The 16,265-nt window shown below is 37.0% G+C and carries 13 protein-coding genes and 1 other annotated feature (1 of these 14 cut by a window edge); of the genes, 3 read left to right on the top strand and 10 right to left on the bottom strand.

The annotated features are described in order from the left end of the window. Nucleotides 1-49: 49 nt before the first annotated feature. From IGJ23_RS03940 to sfsA, 7 genes are all read right to left on the bottom strand, one after another. Nucleotides 50-1,507, bottom strand: coding sequence for a PTS sugar transporter subunit IIC (locus tag IGJ23_RS03940; RefSeq protein ID WP_034698839.1), 1,458 nt, complete (start codon nucleotides 1,505-1,507; stop codon nucleotides 50-52). Nucleotides 1,508-1,630: 123 nt separating this feature from the next. Next, a complete protein-coding gene (locus tag IGJ23_RS03935; RefSeq protein ID WP_010719762.1) occupies nucleotides 1,631-1,951 on the bottom strand; it encodes a PTS lactose/cellobiose transporter subunit IIA in 321 nt (106 codons plus the stop codon). Between the two features lie 25 nt (nucleotides 1,952-1,976). Further along, nucleotides 1,977-2,294: a PTS sugar transporter subunit IIB gene (locus IGJ23_RS03930; RefSeq protein WP_010719763.1), complete on the bottom strand. Its 318-nt coding sequence runs from the start codon at nucleotides 2,292-2,294 to the stop codon at nucleotides 1,977-1,979. A 154-nt stretch (nucleotides 2,295-2,448) separates the two neighbouring features. Then, the gene (locus IGJ23_RS03925) at nucleotides 2,449-5,151 is read right to left on the bottom strand and encodes a sigma 54-interacting transcriptional regulator (protein ID WP_034867831.1); all 2,703 of its coding nucleotides are present in this window, start codon (nucleotides 5,149-5,151) and stop codon (nucleotides 2,449-2,451) included. Nucleotides 5,152-5,215: 64 nt separating this feature from the next. Then, nucleotides 5,216-6,505, bottom strand: a complete 1,290-nt coding sequence (locus IGJ23_RS03920; RefSeq protein WP_438774633.1) for a DEAD/DEAH box helicase — start codon at nucleotides 6,503-6,505, stop codon at nucleotides 5,216-5,218. 1 nt (nucleotide 6,506) lies between these two features. Further along, nucleotides 6,507-7,520, bottom strand: coding sequence for a Gfo/Idh/MocA family protein (locus IGJ23_RS03915; RefSeq protein ID WP_063626770.1), 1,014 nt, complete (start codon nucleotides 7,518-7,520; stop codon nucleotides 6,507-6,509). Between the two features lie 16 nt (nucleotides 7,521-7,536). Further along, entirely contained in the window at nucleotides 7,537-8,265 is a 729-nt protein-coding gene (gene sfsA, locus IGJ23_RS03910; protein WP_438774632.1) for a DNA/RNA nuclease SfsA, read from the bottom strand. 161 nt (nucleotides 8,266-8,426) lie between these two features. On the opposite strand from sfsA, the gene IGJ23_RS03905 reads away from it, so the two are divergent. The 3 genes from IGJ23_RS03905 to zwf all read left to right on the top strand — a co-directional run bounded on the left by IGJ23_RS03905 (nucleotide 8,427) and on the right by zwf (nucleotide 11,258). Continuing rightward, entirely contained in the window at nucleotides 8,427-8,819 is a 393-nt protein-coding gene (locus IGJ23_RS03905) for a DUF4828 domain-containing protein (RefSeq protein ID WP_010738194.1), read from the top strand. Nucleotides 8,820-9,066: 247 nt separating this feature from the next. After that, nucleotides 9,067-9,714 carry a metal-dependent transcriptional regulator gene (locus tag IGJ23_RS03900; protein WP_010719768.1) on the top strand — a complete coding sequence of 216 codons (648 nt, stop codon included), beginning with the start codon at nucleotides 9,067-9,069 and terminating at the stop codon, nucleotides 9,712-9,714. Between the two features lie 14 nt (nucleotides 9,715-9,728). Further along, the gene (zwf, locus tag IGJ23_RS03895) at nucleotides 9,729-11,258 is read left to right on the top strand and encodes a glucose-6-phosphate dehydrogenase (protein ID WP_010719769.1); all 1,530 of its coding nucleotides are present in this window, start codon (nucleotides 9,729-9,731) and stop codon (nucleotides 11,256-11,258) included. Nucleotides 11,259-11,806: 548 nt separating this feature from the next. Here zwf and IGJ23_RS03890 read toward each other — a convergent pair. The 3 genes from IGJ23_RS03890 to ileS all read right to left on the bottom strand — a co-directional run bounded on the left by IGJ23_RS03890 (nucleotide 11,807) and on the right by ileS (nucleotide 16,125). Next, on the bottom strand, nucleotides 11,807-12,331 hold the full coding sequence (locus IGJ23_RS03890; protein WP_053766109.1) for a hypothetical protein: 525 nt from the start codon (nucleotides 12,329-12,331) through the stop codon (nucleotides 11,807-11,809). Between the two features lie 360 nt (nucleotides 12,332-12,691). Beyond that, nucleotides 12,692-13,087 carry a hypothetical protein gene (locus IGJ23_RS03885; protein WP_053766110.1) on the bottom strand — a complete coding sequence of 132 codons (396 nt, stop codon included), beginning with the start codon at nucleotides 13,085-13,087 and terminating at the stop codon, nucleotides 12,692-12,694. Nucleotides 13,088-13,332: 245 nt separating this feature from the next. After that, on the bottom strand, nucleotides 13,333-16,125 hold the full coding sequence (gene ileS, locus IGJ23_RS03880) for an isoleucine--tRNA ligase (RefSeq protein ID WP_063626760.1): 2,793 nt from the start codon (nucleotides 16,123-16,125) through the stop codon (nucleotides 13,333-13,335). 57 nt (nucleotides 16,126-16,182) lie between these two features. Then, nucleotides 16,183-16,265 (bottom strand) — a binding site (T-box leader); it runs 135 nt beyond the window's last position.

Here is a 16,265-nt window from a genome sequence, read left to right as displayed (position 1 = left end):
GATTATTGTTTAGAGAGCAGAAGCAAAAAATGCTTCTGCTCATTGATTTTTATTGTTCGCCTGCTGCTGGATCCATCTTATTCGCTGAGATAACGAACGGTGCCCAGATCAAGAAAGTCACGATCATACATACTAATGTCACGATTGGCGCACGCCAGTCTGCTCCGGTAGCTAGGAACGAGAGTAAGAATGGTGGAACAACCCACACGACTGACTGCGATACTGGGGCGACCAAACCAAAGTAAGTTGCTCCCCAACCTATAGCTGTTGCAACAACAGGTGCTAATAAGAATGGGATGAACATGATAGCGTTCAATACAATCGGTAAACCAAACATAACTGGTTCATTGATGTTGAAAATACCAGGTCCGATCGACAATTTAGCAACTGTTAAATAATCAGCACGTTTAGAAAGGAGTAAAATAGCAATCAATAGAACGATCGTACCACCAGAACCCCCGAACCAAGCGAAGGCATCAAAGGATCCACGAACCCACATATAAGCCTTACCATCTTCAATTGCATCTAAGACTGCAGGTGTTCCTGTTTTTCCATTGTAACCTTTTTGGAAAATATCGATATTGATCAATTGTGCTTGACCCCAAATTCCTTCTAAAACTGGAGCTAATACGTTTGGTCCATGAATACCAAAGAACCAGAAGATCTGAACAAAGACCGTAACGATCAATACAGCACCGATCCCTTGAGATAATCCCAAGAAAGGTTCAGCGATATATTTTTGAACTAAATCAATGATCAATTGTCCGTCAGCGATACGACCAACGATATAATTAATAATAGCAATGACATATAAAGCGATCGTTGCTGGCAGAATTGCGGCAAAAGCCTTCGATACTGCTGGTGGTACAGAATCTGGCATTTTGATCGTAATGTTGGCTAACATTAATTTACAGAAAATAATGACAGAAATAGCACCCATGATCATGACTGTGAAATAAGAGTTTCCATTTAAATGATCAAGTTTTAGCCAACCCCAAAGACCAACAGATAAATTTCCATCCGCAATCGTTGCCCCTAATTCCGTTCCATTGATGGCATCAACGATATTTTGAGGAACATTCACGTTCAAAGCGGCTGACAATGAAGGTCCAAAAGAAATTCCTTGGATCAAAGTTGCCAGACCAACGATCCCTCCGGCTAGGTCATTGACCCCATAAGCTCTCGCAAGATTGTATCCCCAAGAAAAGGCAAAAATCAAGCCGGCAATTGCTAAAGTTCCATTCCATACAAATCCATTAATTCCAATAATAACATTTAATACTGCAAAAATTCCTTTGTCCGCTGCTAAACTATCTGCATACGTACTATTAAATTGCTGTGGTAAATCTCGAATAATTGCATTGATCATTACAGCGACTGATCCCGCCATTGTTGCAGGTAAAGTACCGATAAAAGCGTCACGCAAAGCAACTAAATGTTTCTGCGCGCCAATTTTTGCGGCAACCGGAAGGATGTATTTCTCCATCCAACTTGTTAATCCGTTCATTTTTATATCCTCCTATAAGTTGTTTATATAAAGAATTGCTTCCTCATACCAAATTAAAAAATCCGTTCAAAATTTTTTCTTCTTCCGTTCAAAAAAGAAGGTTCTATTTTCGTTCATCTGTCTTTATTCGACATTGATTCTTCGGTAAAGTTCAATAAGTTCTTCTGCTAAATCAGTAAAAGCAATCGACGTCATTAAATGGTCTTGACTGTGTACGGTCAATAACGTGACCTGAACATGGTTTCCTTGTGCTTCTTGTGTCAACATTTGCGTCTGTGAATGATGGGCTTGGACTAATGATTCCTTTGCATCCATTATTTTTTGATCCGCTAACTCGAAATTACCTTTTTTAGCCGCAGAAATCGCTTCCATTGCATCGCTCTTGGCATTACCACCAAACATGATGAGTCCCATGATGGCTTCGAGATTTTGTTGATCTTCCACATTTTTTCCTCCATTTCCTATAGATTTATTGCATCAAATTTTCGGCTTGTTCTAGTACTTTTGCACCATTCATCATGCCGTAATCTTGCATATTGATTACATCTAGCGGAATCCCTTTCGGTGCTAATTTTTGCTCAAATTGAGCTTTCATAAACCGGACTTGAGGTCCTAAAAGTAAGACATCGACATTTTTTGCTTCAAGATTATTATCAGCGTCTGAAGCTGAAACAGCAAAAATATCTGCCTCCATTCCTTTTTCTTCTGCAGCTTTTTGCATTTTCGTAACTAGCAAACTTGTACTCATCCCCGCAGAGCATACTAACATAATCGTTTTTTTCGCCATTTTCTCCACTCCTTTTAATTTGTTTTACACATTTTTATAATGCAAGAAGCATGCCAAACAAAAAAAGAACCAAAATAGCGTTTTCATAGCCTTTGGTCCTTCTTTTCTGTGCGCACACTGGTGTTATCTGTGTAAAAAAATAGATTAGTGTGTTTTATTTTTTAATTTTATTTTCAATAAACATTTGCGTTAAGAAGGCAATCTCATTTTCTGGGATATTCACCTGATATTTCCGTTCCAATCCAATAAGATTCGTTCGAACGATGTCCATTTCTAAACGATAAATTTTTGAGAAAGTAGACAGATTCTCAAATTCTCGGGTCTTCTCATGCTTGATCAGTCCATCCAGTAAAAAGGCTAAATGAATCACGATCCCAATGTCTACTCCTGGCTCTACTATAATTGAGAGATCCGTTTGGATTTGCTGGATGTTTTTTTGTAAAGAATGGATCAAAAGCTCTACCGAAGAAATCGAATTTAAAGAATCTTTTAATGAATCAACGATTTTGGCAGTTGGAACTTCATCATCAGCGATCCGCTTGAGCATATTCAATTTCTCATCGTTGAAGACATCATACGCTGAGAAAAACGGAATATTTTGGTAATCCACATCTACCGTGCCCGCAATGGCTTTGATCTCATATTCTTCTAATAATGCATCAATGTGTCGCTTAAATGATTCTCGTTCTAAAAACTGCATTTGGATCACTTCGACCTTTTTTTGGTCGATTACAGGAACAATCCGCTGGTATAATTTAGCTGCTACACCTTCCCCAGTAAAACAAGTAACGATCACCGCTTTTTTACGTTCATAGGTTTCAGTTTGTTCTTCTTTGAATTGGTCCTTGACGATCGTTTCAAAGGAAATCTGGATACTTTGATAGATATCTTCCAAGCTCCGCCCAACATTCGCCATCCGTAATGCCTCAATCACGATCATCGTACTACTCATTGTAATTGCTTTCGTTTTGATTCCAGTCTCTTCAAAAATCAAGTCACCAAAGGTATTTAAAGAACCCATATCCGTCAGTAAGATCAATCCATTCGTCAGACTTGCCTGACGATTTTGAACATAAGCCAGCACTTCTTCATACATCGTTTGGACTTCCATGGCTAACGGCATATTAAATGCTGTACCTAATTTCGTTCCTAATAATTCTTGCGCCATTTCCAACATACTTGAGGCGGTTTGTCTGCCGTGCATCAAAACTAAGACCTCAACTTTATTTTCTTTTACTGGTTCACTTTCGCCAAGATTAATGGAAAGAAACATACTGATAAAACCAATTTCGTCAAACGGAATTTCAATTTGTTGTTCTTCTTCAATGATCGTAGATAAATCAATGGCTACTTGAAATTCCTTTTTAAAATTTTTGCGTACGTTGTTGAGATCAGGATGAACAATCATGTGTCCTTCTTTGACCCGATCCAATGTACTTTGCAAATGAAGGGCAAAGGCAAATCGAGCTTTTTCATTGTAGATTCGATCCAACCTAGCTTCTGCAACATCGTATAACTCGTTGGTTAACCGCCAAATGTCATCTGGCAACAGATCTTTTGGAATCGTACTCTTTGTCAACTCTTTGACATAAGTTTGGAAATAAGCATCCACATCTTTCGAGATCAAAGTTTCTAAATCAATACTTTCGACACCCGTTTCTGATAAAGAAAGCATTTTTTCTTCGATATCATTATAGACCTGCATGTTTCGTTCTGGATCTTGTGACCAAACAACATCAGCAAAACCAGGCTCAAAAGTCAGGTATTGACTCTTACTATCCATAAAGCGATCCAAACGTTCAGGTACTTCTTTGATTTTCAACAACCCTTTTTGTACTTGGAGAGACAGTTCTTCTTTACGAATAATCAGTTTTTCTTCATTATGTGTCCGATAATGTAAAAATGACTTCGCACACACTAATTTCAAATCACGCTTGACTTGTCCGATATTTCCTTCTGCATCATAAAGCATAAATGCCAAAATGGCTTCTTTTTCGATATCAATACGTTGATTCAAACGATTGGCTTCTTGTTTGATAAATAAAGAAATGATTTCATAACGTTCATCTAATGAACGAGAAGCCAGATTTGGTAATGTGATTGCCATAGGAATTCGGCGATTAAAGGTTGTCAAAAAACTTTCGGATGACTCGGTGGTTGCTCCAATGATCTGAACAGATGCTTCATGGACGTGGGCGCTTTCTCCCAACGGACGATAGACCCCTTTATCAATAAAAGTAAACAACATTTCTTGTCCTTCTGGTGGTAAACGATGAATTTCATCAAGAAACAAGATCCCACCATTCGCTTTCGCAATCAACCCTTGACTATCTTGCGATGCCCCAGTATAAGCTCCTTTTTTGATTCCAAAAATATGTCCAAACAGTAACTGTGGATTCTGCGCATAATCCGCACAGTTAAATGAAACAAAAGGTGCATCTTCTGAGAGCATTTCAGAATCAATCGCAAAATGATACATACATTCTGCAAACATCGATTTACCCGTTCCTGTCTCACCAAAAATGATTGTATGCAATCCTCGAGGAGGATATAATATGGCTGCCTTAGCTTGTTGGATGCTTACTTTCAAAGAATCATTTTCACCAACTAGTGTATCAAACGTCACTTGGGTCGATGCATCAACGTGAACTTTGTCAGAGGCTGTTTTTTGCGGAGGCAATGAATAGACGACTGGTCTGCCGGAACTTTTGATAATATAGCGGTCTTTATAGAGATCGCTGAGATATCGACTTGCATTACTTCGATCGATTTTTAGATGTTTTGCCACATCACTTGCCGTCAATCCTTGCTGTTTCTCATGCAATAGATCCAATATTTCTTCTTGTCTTTCGTTCATACAATCCCCCACTATCCTCAAATAACGCTGATTGCGTTTTCAATATAATAACACAAAAAGGCGCTTATTTGCGCCTTGCTCCTTTATTTTTCTGCTTTTTTTGTTTGTTTTTAAGCTTTTTCTTTGGCGTACTATTTTTTTCAACTTGTTCTTTTTTCGAAGGACCAAATGGAGCAGTTTTTTTTGTGTTTTTGTCATTGACTTCTTCTTTTTGTGAGAGTTCTTTTTGTGGCAATTCTTTGACTAATTGTCCACCATGAAGAAAAATCTCTTCCATATCAATCGCCATATGACGTGTTAATTTTTTCAACTCTTTAACTGTATGATCTTGCACAAACGTGATCACGGTTCCGTCTTTCCCCATCCGTCCGGTTCGCCCTGAACGATGCAGATAAGCTTCTTCCGTTAAGGGAATTTCGGCATTCACAACATAAGGTAATTGTTCGATATCTAATCCTCTGGCTGCTACGTCAGTCGTGAACAACATCGTGATTTTTTTATTCTTGAATTGATCAAGTGCTGCTTTACGTAACAATTTATTTTGATCGGAAGCTAAGCTGCCAACTGAAACACCACGAAATTGTAATTTTTCTTCCATTGTCCCTAATTCATTGAGTTGGTTGAAAAAGACTAGTCCATGAAAATCTGTGACATAAGCAAGCCGTCTCAAATACTCTTCTTTTTTACGAGGTGGTATCCTTAAATAGTAATGTTGCTGACCTTTTCTAGAGTCATCGTCTTTTGTGACATCAACAACTGGGATGGAAGACTTTGTGATTTCTTCAATTTTACTGATTGAGCGATCAGCTGTTGCTGAGAAGAATACTAATTGATAGTCCACAGGGGCTTGTCGCAAAATTTGTTCCACTAATGAACGATTCCCCTCATCAAACAATTGATCTGCTTCATCAAAAACAATCGTTTGCAACTGATGAGCTTTTAATTTTTTGGTCTTCATCAATTCCAGCACCCGTCCAGGAGTCCCTACTAAGACTTCAGGTCGTTTTTTCAAACCTTCGATCTGCCTTTTGACGTTAGCTCCGCCCACAAGTGATTGGACTTTTAATGCCAATCCTTTTGACCACTCACGAGCCACTTCTGCGACTTGAATTGCTAATTCTTGCGAAGAAACAAGGATTAGTAAAGTACTTCCCCCCTCTTTAGGGACATTCAGCAGCAAAGGTAAAAGATAAGCTAATGTTTTGCCTGAGCCGGTTGGTGAAATACCAATAATTGATTCTTTTTCTTTAAGCGGTTGAAAAACAGCCTGCTGGATCAGAGAGGGTGTTTGAAATCCCTTTTCCTGCCATTTTTCTTGCCAAGCTTGTGGAAAGTTTTTTACAAATTCATTCATTTTAAAAATCGCCCTCATTATCGGCATCAAATTTGATGCCACCATTTATTCTAAGATCGTAAACTACTTGGTTCACATTGCGAGCAAGTTCGATCCATTCTTCATATCGTAATCCCCAAGCTGGATCGTTTGGATGATTGATCACATTGGCAAAATCAGCTGCCTCTTCTGCCATGGGATTTTCAGCTGCGGTAATTGCTAATGCATCAATTTCCTGATGTTCTCGATCATGGAACTCTGCTTTTTCAATCGCATTGACCCCGTTCATGACTAATGTTCCTGAATTAAAGTAGATTTCTGAAGGTAAGTAAGAATCACCGATTTTACCAGGTTGAATCGTGACATCAAATGTCTCATAACGCAAGATCCCCCAACCCAGTCCATCAACACCAGTTGAGATTTTCCGTGGAAAATAATGAACTTCTGAAGGCATCCCAAACCATCCTATCGTAGCATAAACGAGATAAACGCCCAGATCCATCAGCGCACCACCAGAAAAACGGGTAGAGAAAATATTTGGTACTTCTCCTGCTAGTACTTGATCGTAACGAGAAGAATATTTCATATAACTAAAGTTGGCACCGAGGATCTCATCTTTCAATGGAAGATAGTCAGCAATTTTTTTGAATCCTGCTTCATGGATGTTTCGTGCAGCTTCAAAAAAATAAACATTTTTCTCATTCGCTAGATGAATGATCTCATCCATTTCTTTAGGCGTACTAAATGCCGGTTTTTCAACAATGACATTTTTTCCTGCTAAAATGCCTTGTTTTGCTTGTTGAAAATGTAGGCTGTTAGGCGAAGCAATGTATACCGTATCAAGATGTTCCAGACCAAAAAAAGTTTCTAAATCTGTCGCATAGGCAATATCTCCCTCATACTTGGCGCCAAATTCTTGTGCTTTTTCTAAATGTCTCGAATAAACTGCTGTTAATTCATATTGTTTCGTGCTTAATGCTGCTTGCACAAATTGATGGGTGATCCAGTTGGTACCAATAATTCCTAAATTGATCATTTCATTTACCTTCTTTCTATTTATTCGGGTCTTCAAACGATGCCTCTACATCAAATGGTATGGCTTGTTTCAAATTGACACAATCCGCTGTTACCTGACAATTATAGGCTAAAACATTCACGCCGTTTAACTGTCCGTAGCGTATGATATTGGCTAACTCCGGTTGCATTGCTTCGTTGATTGTTGCCAGATGAAGGTGTTCAAACTGTGCGATAAACAACACGTAAGTTTCATAGCCTTCCTGTCGCGCTTCCACTAATTCTTTCACATGTTTTAAACCTCGTAACGTTGGCGCATCAGGAAACGCCCCAATTCCTTTATTTTCTAAAGTCATTCCCTTTACTTCGACGAACACTTTTTGTCCTGAATCTGTTTCTAAATAAATATCAAATATGGACTGTCGATAGCGGACTTCACGCTTGTACTTAACGATTTTTCCGATCAACGATGGCAACTGGATTGTTCCAGATAAAATTCCTTCTAATGCCAAACGGTTGGGAAGTTGACTATCGATATTGAACCAGTTATCCCCTTTTTTCACAGCAATTAAATCATAATCTGTTTTCCGTTTTAAACTAGGTGTATATGCAACCGCTACTTTCGCTCCTGGTAGAAGGACTTCTTTACCTCTTCCAGTGTTTTTCACATGGGCTACGATCACTTCTCCTTGTTGGTTCAAGCAATGAGCGATGAAACGATTCGGTCGTTCAATAAAAAAAGCGATTTCTACTTGCTGGTACTTCAAAAACGGTCACCTTTCTTCCTACTATGTATCCTACCATAATTTCACAAAAAACTCTTGAAAAACCAGTCGAAAGTCCTAGAGAAATCTTTATTTTTTTTAGGTACAATGAAACTGACAGAAAATGATCGTTGGAATTAAAAGAGGTTAGGAGTGACAATCGTATGATACGTAAAAAAACACTTTATGGAATCCTTGCATTTTTTGCTATTTTATTTGGAAAATTCTTTCTGAAAAAGAAACAGCCAACCACCAAAGACTTTGATCCAACGCAATATCATGGAACCTGGACCTTTATAGATAAAAATCAACAAAAACAACAACTACTGGTCACAGAAACGTTTGATTTATCTATCAACGGTCACTCCTTAGTAACGGAATTGGTCGAACTAACTCCACAGCAACTCGTCTTGCGAGATCAATATGGTTTTTATTTGATCCTATCATACAGTGATACGACCTTTTATGATGAATCATCCGATACTTCTTATACGTTGACAAAACAAAATAGTTCCTCAAAAGAGGGTGTGACAAGAGCGGCTAACTCTGAGAAATAAGTCGAAGAATTTCCAAAAATCTCCTCCTGTTTTTGGAATTCTTCGACTTATTTTTGATAGAGCCACTTCTTGAACGACTTTTAGAGCAAGTCCTATATCCCAAACTCTTTTCATTCCCTTCATCATTGATTTACCTTTCTGTATTTCTTCGTTTATTTTACGTTTTTTGTCTAGAAAAATAGTCATTTGATGTTTTTTTTGATAAACTTACTAATGATGGTTTCATACCATGAAAGGATGATTAAACATGACACCAAATCGAGAAGATTACTTGAAAATCATTTTGGAATTAGGCGGAGACACGACAAAAGTAAATAATAAACAAATCGTTTCCAGTCTTGCTGTGTCCCCAGCTTCTGTTAGCGAAATGATTTCCAAACTTGTGAAAGAACAACTCGTTGAGCATTCTCCTTATCAAGGAGTTCAACTTACGGAGACTGGCTTACAAAAGGCAAGTAGTTTGATTCGCAAACATCGTTTATGGGAAGTTTTTTTAGTCGAACATTTAGATTATAGCTGGAACGAAGTCCATGATGATGCTGAGGTGTTGGAACATGTGACTTCAGAACAACTTGCTGACCATTTAGAAGACTATTTGAATCATCCTATGCACTGTCCACATGGTGGAATTATTCCTAAAAAAGAACAAGTGGTTCATGAAGAACGTAGACAAACATTAGAGTCTTATCCAGTTGGTTCTAAAGTTCGCATCGCTCGAGTGTTGGATGAAAAAGAACTATTGGACTATCTTGTGACGATTGACTTAAACATTGATGAAGAATATGAGATTGTAGATGTTGCCGCTTATGAAGGACCGATCACAATCCAAAATCAACAAAAGAAAATCCCTGTCAGCTTTAAAGCAGCCAGTACGATTTTTGTCGACAAATTATAAAGGAGTACACCCATATGGCTAATGAAAAAAATGTCTTATTTACAATCTTTGGTGGTACAGGTGATTTAGCACAACGCAAATTGTATCCTTCCTTGTTCCGCCTTTATAAAAAAGGAAATCTAGGAAAACATTTTGCAGTAATCGGTACTGCTCGTAGACCTTGGAGCGATGAACATTATCGTGAAGTGGTCGCTTCGACGATCCAGTCCTTGAATCCGACTGAAGAAGAAGCAAAAGAATTTGCTAGTCATTTCTACTATCAATCACATGATGTAAATGATTCTACCCACTACAATACTTTAAAAGACCTAGCTGACCGCTTAGATGAAACCTACCAATTAGCTGGTAACCGCATCTATTATTTAGCCATGTCTCCAGAATTTTTCGGTACGATCGTTTCTCATCTTAAATCGCAACATATCGTTACTGAAAATGGTTATAATCGCTTGATCATCGAAAAACCATTTGGTTCAGATTATCAATCTGCATTCGAGCTGAATGAAAAGATCCGTCAAGTCTTCCCTGAACAAGATATTTTTAGGATTGATCATTATTTAGGTAAAGAAATGATCCAAAATATCTCAGCAATTCGTTTTGCTAATAACATTTTTGAATCACAATGGAACAATCGCTATATCGATAATATTCAGATTACATTCGGTGAAGCTTTAGGTGTTGAAGATCGTGGTGGCTACTATGATCACAGTGGTGCTTTAAAAGATATGGTCCAAAACCACATTCTACAAGTACTAGCACTTTTAGCGATGGAACCTCCTGTCGCCTTTTCTGAAAAAGAAATTCGTGCAGAAAAAATCAAGGCACTGAAAGCTGTGCGAATCTATGAAAAATCTGAAGCATTAAAAAACTTTATCCGTGGGCAATATGCACCTGGTGAGTTAGATGGTAATACATTTAAAGGCTATCGTGAAGAAGATAAAGTAGATCCTGAATCTACTACCGAAACTTTTGTAGCTGGGAAGTTTGTCATTGACAATTTCCGCTGGTCAGGTGTTCCCTTTTATGTGCGCACTGGGAAACGTTTGACAGAAAAAGGAACTCGGATCAATATCGTCTTTAAACAAGTCCCAGTCAATGTTTTTAAAACTTCGGTCGAAGATGAACCTTGTGAAGATAGGACATTACCACCAAATGTTTTAACGATTTATATCCAACCAACGGAAGGTTTCTCTTTAACATTAAATGGAAAAGAGGTTGGACAAGGGTTTAACACTGAATTTAGAAGATTAGAGTACCGCAATAGCGCTGAAATGGTTGAAAACAGTCCTGAAGCTTATGAGAAGCTGCTTTTAGATGCTTTAAAAGGTGATGGTACAAACTTTTCACATTGGGAAGAAGTTGCTCAATCTTGGCATATCGTCGATGTCATTCGTAAAGCTTGGGATCAAGTGGAACCTGACTTCCCTAATTATAAAGCTGGAACAATGGGACCAGAAGCTGCATTTGAATTGCTGGAAAAAGATGGGTTTGAATGGATCTGGCAACCAGATGGCTGGTACCGTGATCGTGGGAAGCTAGAAGACTAGCTGTGTGTAACGTTTAAAAGTAAAAATTTACTAATATTAGAGGGGGAAATCAATAATCATTGATTTCCCCCTCTTTCCTATATGTATTCGTTTAAATTTTTATTTTTACGTAGGAATAACTTACGGTGCAGCAAACGCTAAACACTTCCGATGTATTTCTTGAAAACTGTTATATCTTTTAAAAGAACGTTTGAACCTGAGCACTTCCAACTTTTTTATAGGAACATTCACAATAAAATTTCAAGGAAGCTCTCTATGTTTGAAACAATTATTACTTATTACCTTGGATTTCGTGCTTTGAATATAGAGTTTGATTAAGTCAAACTATAGCTAATATGAAAAATTAAATAAGGAAAGATTCTGAGTCAAAATAGATTATCTATATTTTAAGGATAATAAATAAACAATTAATCAGGCGTTTAGAATCGTTTTTTCATTTAAATAGTATGCATTTTTCTAGTCTTCTAGCACATACTTGGGCAATAAAAATTATTAAAAAATTTCGAACAGAACATGTTCCGTTCGAATTATGTATACGGTCAATGAAGTTACTGATTATACCAATATTGATATCGATAATTTTGGTAAACAAACACTCTGCCATGTTTAAAGTTACTATCAGCAGAAATAATAGTGAATAATCCCGATAATAACCAACCTGCTCCTCCAGGTATTATTTTTCCTAATGCACCAATACCAAATGTTTTGATAGCATTTAATGTATTTTTAGTAAGATATACTTTAAAATTTCCTGAACTTATTTTACCTTCTATCTTATTTACGCCATTAGATCTAGGTACTTTCAATACTGGAATAGCTTGAGATTCTTTTACAGAGTTGTAAACATCAGCATCAGTAAATGTAATTGAGAAATCGTCACCAATCACTTCTACATCAACATTAGGATTTTGTTGGGCTTGTTTTAATAGTTCTGCTATTTTGTTTGAGTTTTTTCCATCTTTTATCTCCAATACATTCTCTGAAGCATCTACATTGAGTAGAGTTATAAAACAAGGAATTAATAATACTATCGAACAAAAATATACCCAGATTTTTCTTACTGCCTTTTTCATAAAAATTCCTCCTAAGTTAAATAAAGATAAGTAATGATAATAAACAAAAGCAAAAAGAAAATTACAATAAGTGGTTCCATCCAAACTTTATCTGATTTTATAAATATATTTTTTTTACTTTTCTTTATTCCCCAACCATATTCATTTGGAATAAATAGTTCTAAAGAAAAGCCAATTGCTAATAACACTATTGATAAATAAGTATGATTTTTAATTAATGAGTAAATAAATGTAAAATAAAGTAATAGCTGTATTACCTTAACAACCCTAACAGAATTAATTGTTCTCAACCTCAATATATTGGCACCTTTCTCAAGCTTAATAGCTATATTTATTTAATTATACTTATTTTTGTTGCTACTATGCTCTAAACAATAAACCAGTATATTGATAGTATGCACCAATGTGAGTACCATTTTTATACCGACCTGTCCAGTTTACATATCCTTGATATTTTTTCCCATTTTTGTATTTCACTTGCCAAATCTTTGTCATACTTGGAATCCAGCGACTTGTACCATGTGGCTTATTTTGCATATAGACATAATCGTTAAAATTCATCGTATCAACACCACGTTGTAGACTAATCTCTGTAATATTACTATGTAAATCAGTACTAGAATTATCGAAATAATTATTGCCAGTAAAGTAATTATTGTTTTCACTAGCAAAAATAGTTTCACCTAAAATACCCATTGAACAAGAAGCAAATACTAACAATGACACGAGTAAGTATTTTACTAAATTTTTTGACATAATTTTCACCTCCTTCTATAAATTTGTGAAATAGTCTACTAATCTAGTTTAACATTTAATTTTTTGTTAATTGCTTTTTTTCATAAAATGTTGTTTTGAACTCAAAACTGTTTAAAATTTAATTAGCTCCTTTTTCAATAGAATAAATGTTATTAGAGAATAAAAAAACATCAAAGCTAGTAACTCTTACTAACTTTGATGTTTTTTAGATAACTTTCCTTTAGTCACCAAACATGACCAAATTTTTATTCAAATCCTTCTGCCACTGCTTCTGGATAGTTTTCTTCAACGATGTGCGCACAGCGTCCACATAAGTGTGGTAATTTTTCATCAACGCCCACGTCTTTGCGGATTTGACGACAACGATCGCATGTTTGTCCGTCAGCTTTTTCTACTAAAATGGCTACGTCATCAAATTTCACCGCAGCTTCTGGTACTTCTGCGTTAGCTGACATCACTTCATAGTAATCTGGTGACACGATCAACAATTGTGGAATATCCGCATCCACAGCTGTCAGCAATCCACGAACTTGTTCATTTGGATAGATCGTCAACTTCGCTTCCAAAGATTTACCGATCAATTTATTGTTTCGTGCTTCTTCTAAAGCTTTTAACACTTTATCACGGAAGTCCATAAATGCTGCCCAAGTATCCATCAATTCTTCTTGATTTGGATACTCTTGGTAACCTGGAAGTTCACTTAATTGAACAAACTCTTCTTCTTCTTTTAAGAAAGACCAAATTTCTTCTGCAGTATGTGGAATAATCGGTGTTAATAATTTTGTTAAAGCTACTGCTGTTTGATAAAACACAGTTTGCATGCAACGGCGTTGGTAATCATTTTCTGATTCGATATAAACAACATCTTTAGCAAAATCCAGATAGAACGCAGATAGATCTACTGTTAAAAAGTTCATTACGGTACGATAGATGTGCATGAAGTTATATTTCTCATATCCTTCTTCACGAATTTCTTTAATCACTTCGTTCAATCGGATAGTCATATATTTATCTACAGAACGTAATTCTTCAAATGAAATCGTATCTTTTTGTGGATCGAAGTCTTCAGTATTTGCAATCAAGAAGCGCATCGTATTTCTGATTTTGCGGTAAACTTCTGCTACTTGACTTAAAATGTCCATGGATACACGTACATCTGCTTCATAATCCACACTAGCTACCCACAAACGTAAGATATCCGCACCAAATTGTTTGATCACTTTATCTGGCAAGATCGTGTTACCTAACGACTTACTCATCTTACGCCCTTCGCCATCCAGAGTGAACCCTTGAGAAAGGACAGATTTATACGGTGCAACCCCATTGATTGCCACACTTGTAGTAATACTTGAATTGAACCAGCCACGGTATTGATCAGAACCTTCTAGATACATATCAGCTGGAAATGATAGTTCTGGACGTTGACGCAAGACTGCTTCGTGAGAAGAACCTGAATCAAACCAAACATCCATGATATCTGTCTCTTTCGTAAACTGTCCATTCGGTGATCCTGGATGCGTAAAGCCTTCTGGAAGAAGATCTTTCGCTTCTTTCTCAAACCAAATGATTGAACCATGTTCAGCAAATAGTTGTGCTACGTGTTCAATCGTTTCAGGCGTAATGATTGCTTCTCCATTTTCAGCATAAAAGATTGGTAATGGCACACCCCATGCTCGTTGACGTGAAATAACCCAGTCGCCACGATCACGGATCATATTGTAAAGACGTGTTTTACCCCAAGGAATGATCCAATCTACTTTCTCTACTTCCTCTAAAATATTTTGTCGGAAATCGTCGATTGAGGCAAACCATTGTGGTGTAGCACGATAAATCACAGGTTTTTTCGTACGCCAGTCATGAGGATAACTATGTGTAAAGAAGTCAAGTTTTAATAAAGCACCTTTTTCTTCTAACAAATCAGTAATCATTGGATTTGCTTTATCGTAAAAGACACCTTCGAACCCTGGTGCTTCTTCTGTATAAACCCCTTTTGAATCTACTGGAGAAACTACTGGCAATTTATATCTGTTTCCTGCAATATAGTCATCCTCCCCGTGACCTGGTGCTGTATGGACTAATCCAGTACCAGCGTCTAAAGTTACATGGTCGCCTAAGATGACTAATGATTCCCGCTCATAAAACGGATGCCAAGCAGTCATGTATTCCATTTCCTGACCAGCAATCTCTTTCAACACCTGAACATCAGACCAACCGATTTCAGTTTGAACTTTTTCTAATAAATCTTTTGCAACGACAAATTTACGTCCATCTGCTTCGATTAAAACGTACGTATAAGTTGGATTTACTGCAATCCCTTGGTTTGCTGGTAATGTCCATGGCGTAGTTGTCCAAATAACGAAAGCTGTATCTTCATCTAACAACCCTTTGCCATCTTTCACATTGAAAGCCACAAAGATAGAAGGAGACTTCACATCTTTATATTCGATTTCTGCTTCAGCAAGTGAAGATTCACTTGACGGAGACCAATAGATTGGTTTCAATCCTTTATAGATATAGCCTTTTTCAGCCATTTTACCGAAAACACGGATTTGTGCCGCTTCGTAAGAAGGATCCAATGTGACATATGGATGCTCCCAATCGCCTGCCACTCCTAGTCGTTTGAAATCTTCTCGTTGTTTGTCGACTTGTGAAAGGGCATATTCACGACATTTTTCTAAGTACTCTGACATTGTCATTTCTTTTCGTTTGATCCCTTTATTGGCTAATACTTGTTCAATCGGTAAACCGTGAGTATCCCAACCTGGAACATAAGGTGCACGAAATCCTGACATTGATTTTGAACGGATAATGATATCTTTACTGATTTTATTTAATGAATGTCCTAAATGGATATTTCCATTTGCATAAGGAGGTCCATCATGTAAGATGAAACTTGGCTTTCCTTCATTTAATTCTTGTCTTTTTTGATAAATTTTATTTTCTTCCCATTCTTTTTGCCAATCCGCTTCACGATTAGGCAAATTACCACGCATTGGGAATTTTGTTTTACCTAGTTGTAAGGTTTCTTTCATTTTCATAAACCAGTTACGCTCCTTCTTTCATCATTTTAAAGAACACAAAAAAGCATGTTCATCCAAAGGGACGAACATGCCGTGGTACCACCCAAATTCAGTTACATGATCATGTAACTCTTAAAAACCAATAACGAGGTCAACCG

Source organism: Enterococcus sp. DIV1682a (assembly GCF_051711005.1).
GTDB classification, from domain to species: Bacteria; Bacillota; Bacilli; order Lactobacillales; family Enterococcaceae; genus Enterococcus_B; species Enterococcus_B hirae.
This window is presented reverse-complemented; position numbering and strand designations above follow the sequence as displayed.

Bases quoted from the DNA above. Each gene is read 5' to 3' on its own strand.
- IGJ23_RS03885 (WP_053766110.1), bottom strand. From the start codon at position 13,087: ATGTCAAAAAATTTAGTAAAATACTTACTCGTGTCATTGTTAGTATTT.
- zwf (WP_010719769.1), top strand. From the start codon at position 9,729: ATGGCTAATGAAAAAAATGTCTTATTTACAATCTTTGGTGGTACAGGT.
- IGJ23_RS03940 (WP_034698839.1), bottom strand. From the start codon at position 1,507: ATGAACGGATTAACAAGTTGGATGGAGAAATACATCCTTCCGGTTGCC.
- IGJ23_RS03925 (WP_034867831.1), bottom strand. From the start codon at position 5,151: ATGAACGAAAGACAAGAAGAAATATTGGATCTATTGCATGAGAAACAG.
- IGJ23_RS03915 (WP_063626770.1), bottom strand. From the start codon at position 7,520: ATGATCAATTTAGGAATTATTGGTACCAACTGGATCACCCATCAATTT.
- IGJ23_RS03890 (WP_053766109.1), bottom strand. From the start codon at position 12,331: ATGAAAAAGGCAGTAAGAAAAATCTGGGTATATTTTTGTTCGATAGTA.
- IGJ23_RS03900 (WP_010719768.1), top strand. From the start codon at position 9,067: ATGACACCAAATCGAGAAGATTACTTGAAAATCATTTTGGAATTAGGC.
- IGJ23_RS03905 (WP_010738194.1), top strand. From the start codon at position 8,427: ATGATACGTAAAAAAACACTTTATGGAATCCTTGCATTTTTTGCTATT.
- IGJ23_RS03920 (WP_438774633.1), bottom strand. From the start codon at position 6,505: ATGAATGAATTTGTAAAAAACTTTCCACAAGCTTGGCAAGAAAAATGG.
- ileS (WP_063626760.1), bottom strand. From the start codon at position 16,125: ATGAAAATGAAAGAAACCTTACAACTAGGTAAAACAAAATTCCCAATG.
- IGJ23_RS03930 (WP_010719763.1), bottom strand. From the start codon at position 2,294: ATGGCGAAAAAAACGATTATGTTAGTATGCTCTGCGGGGATGAGTACA.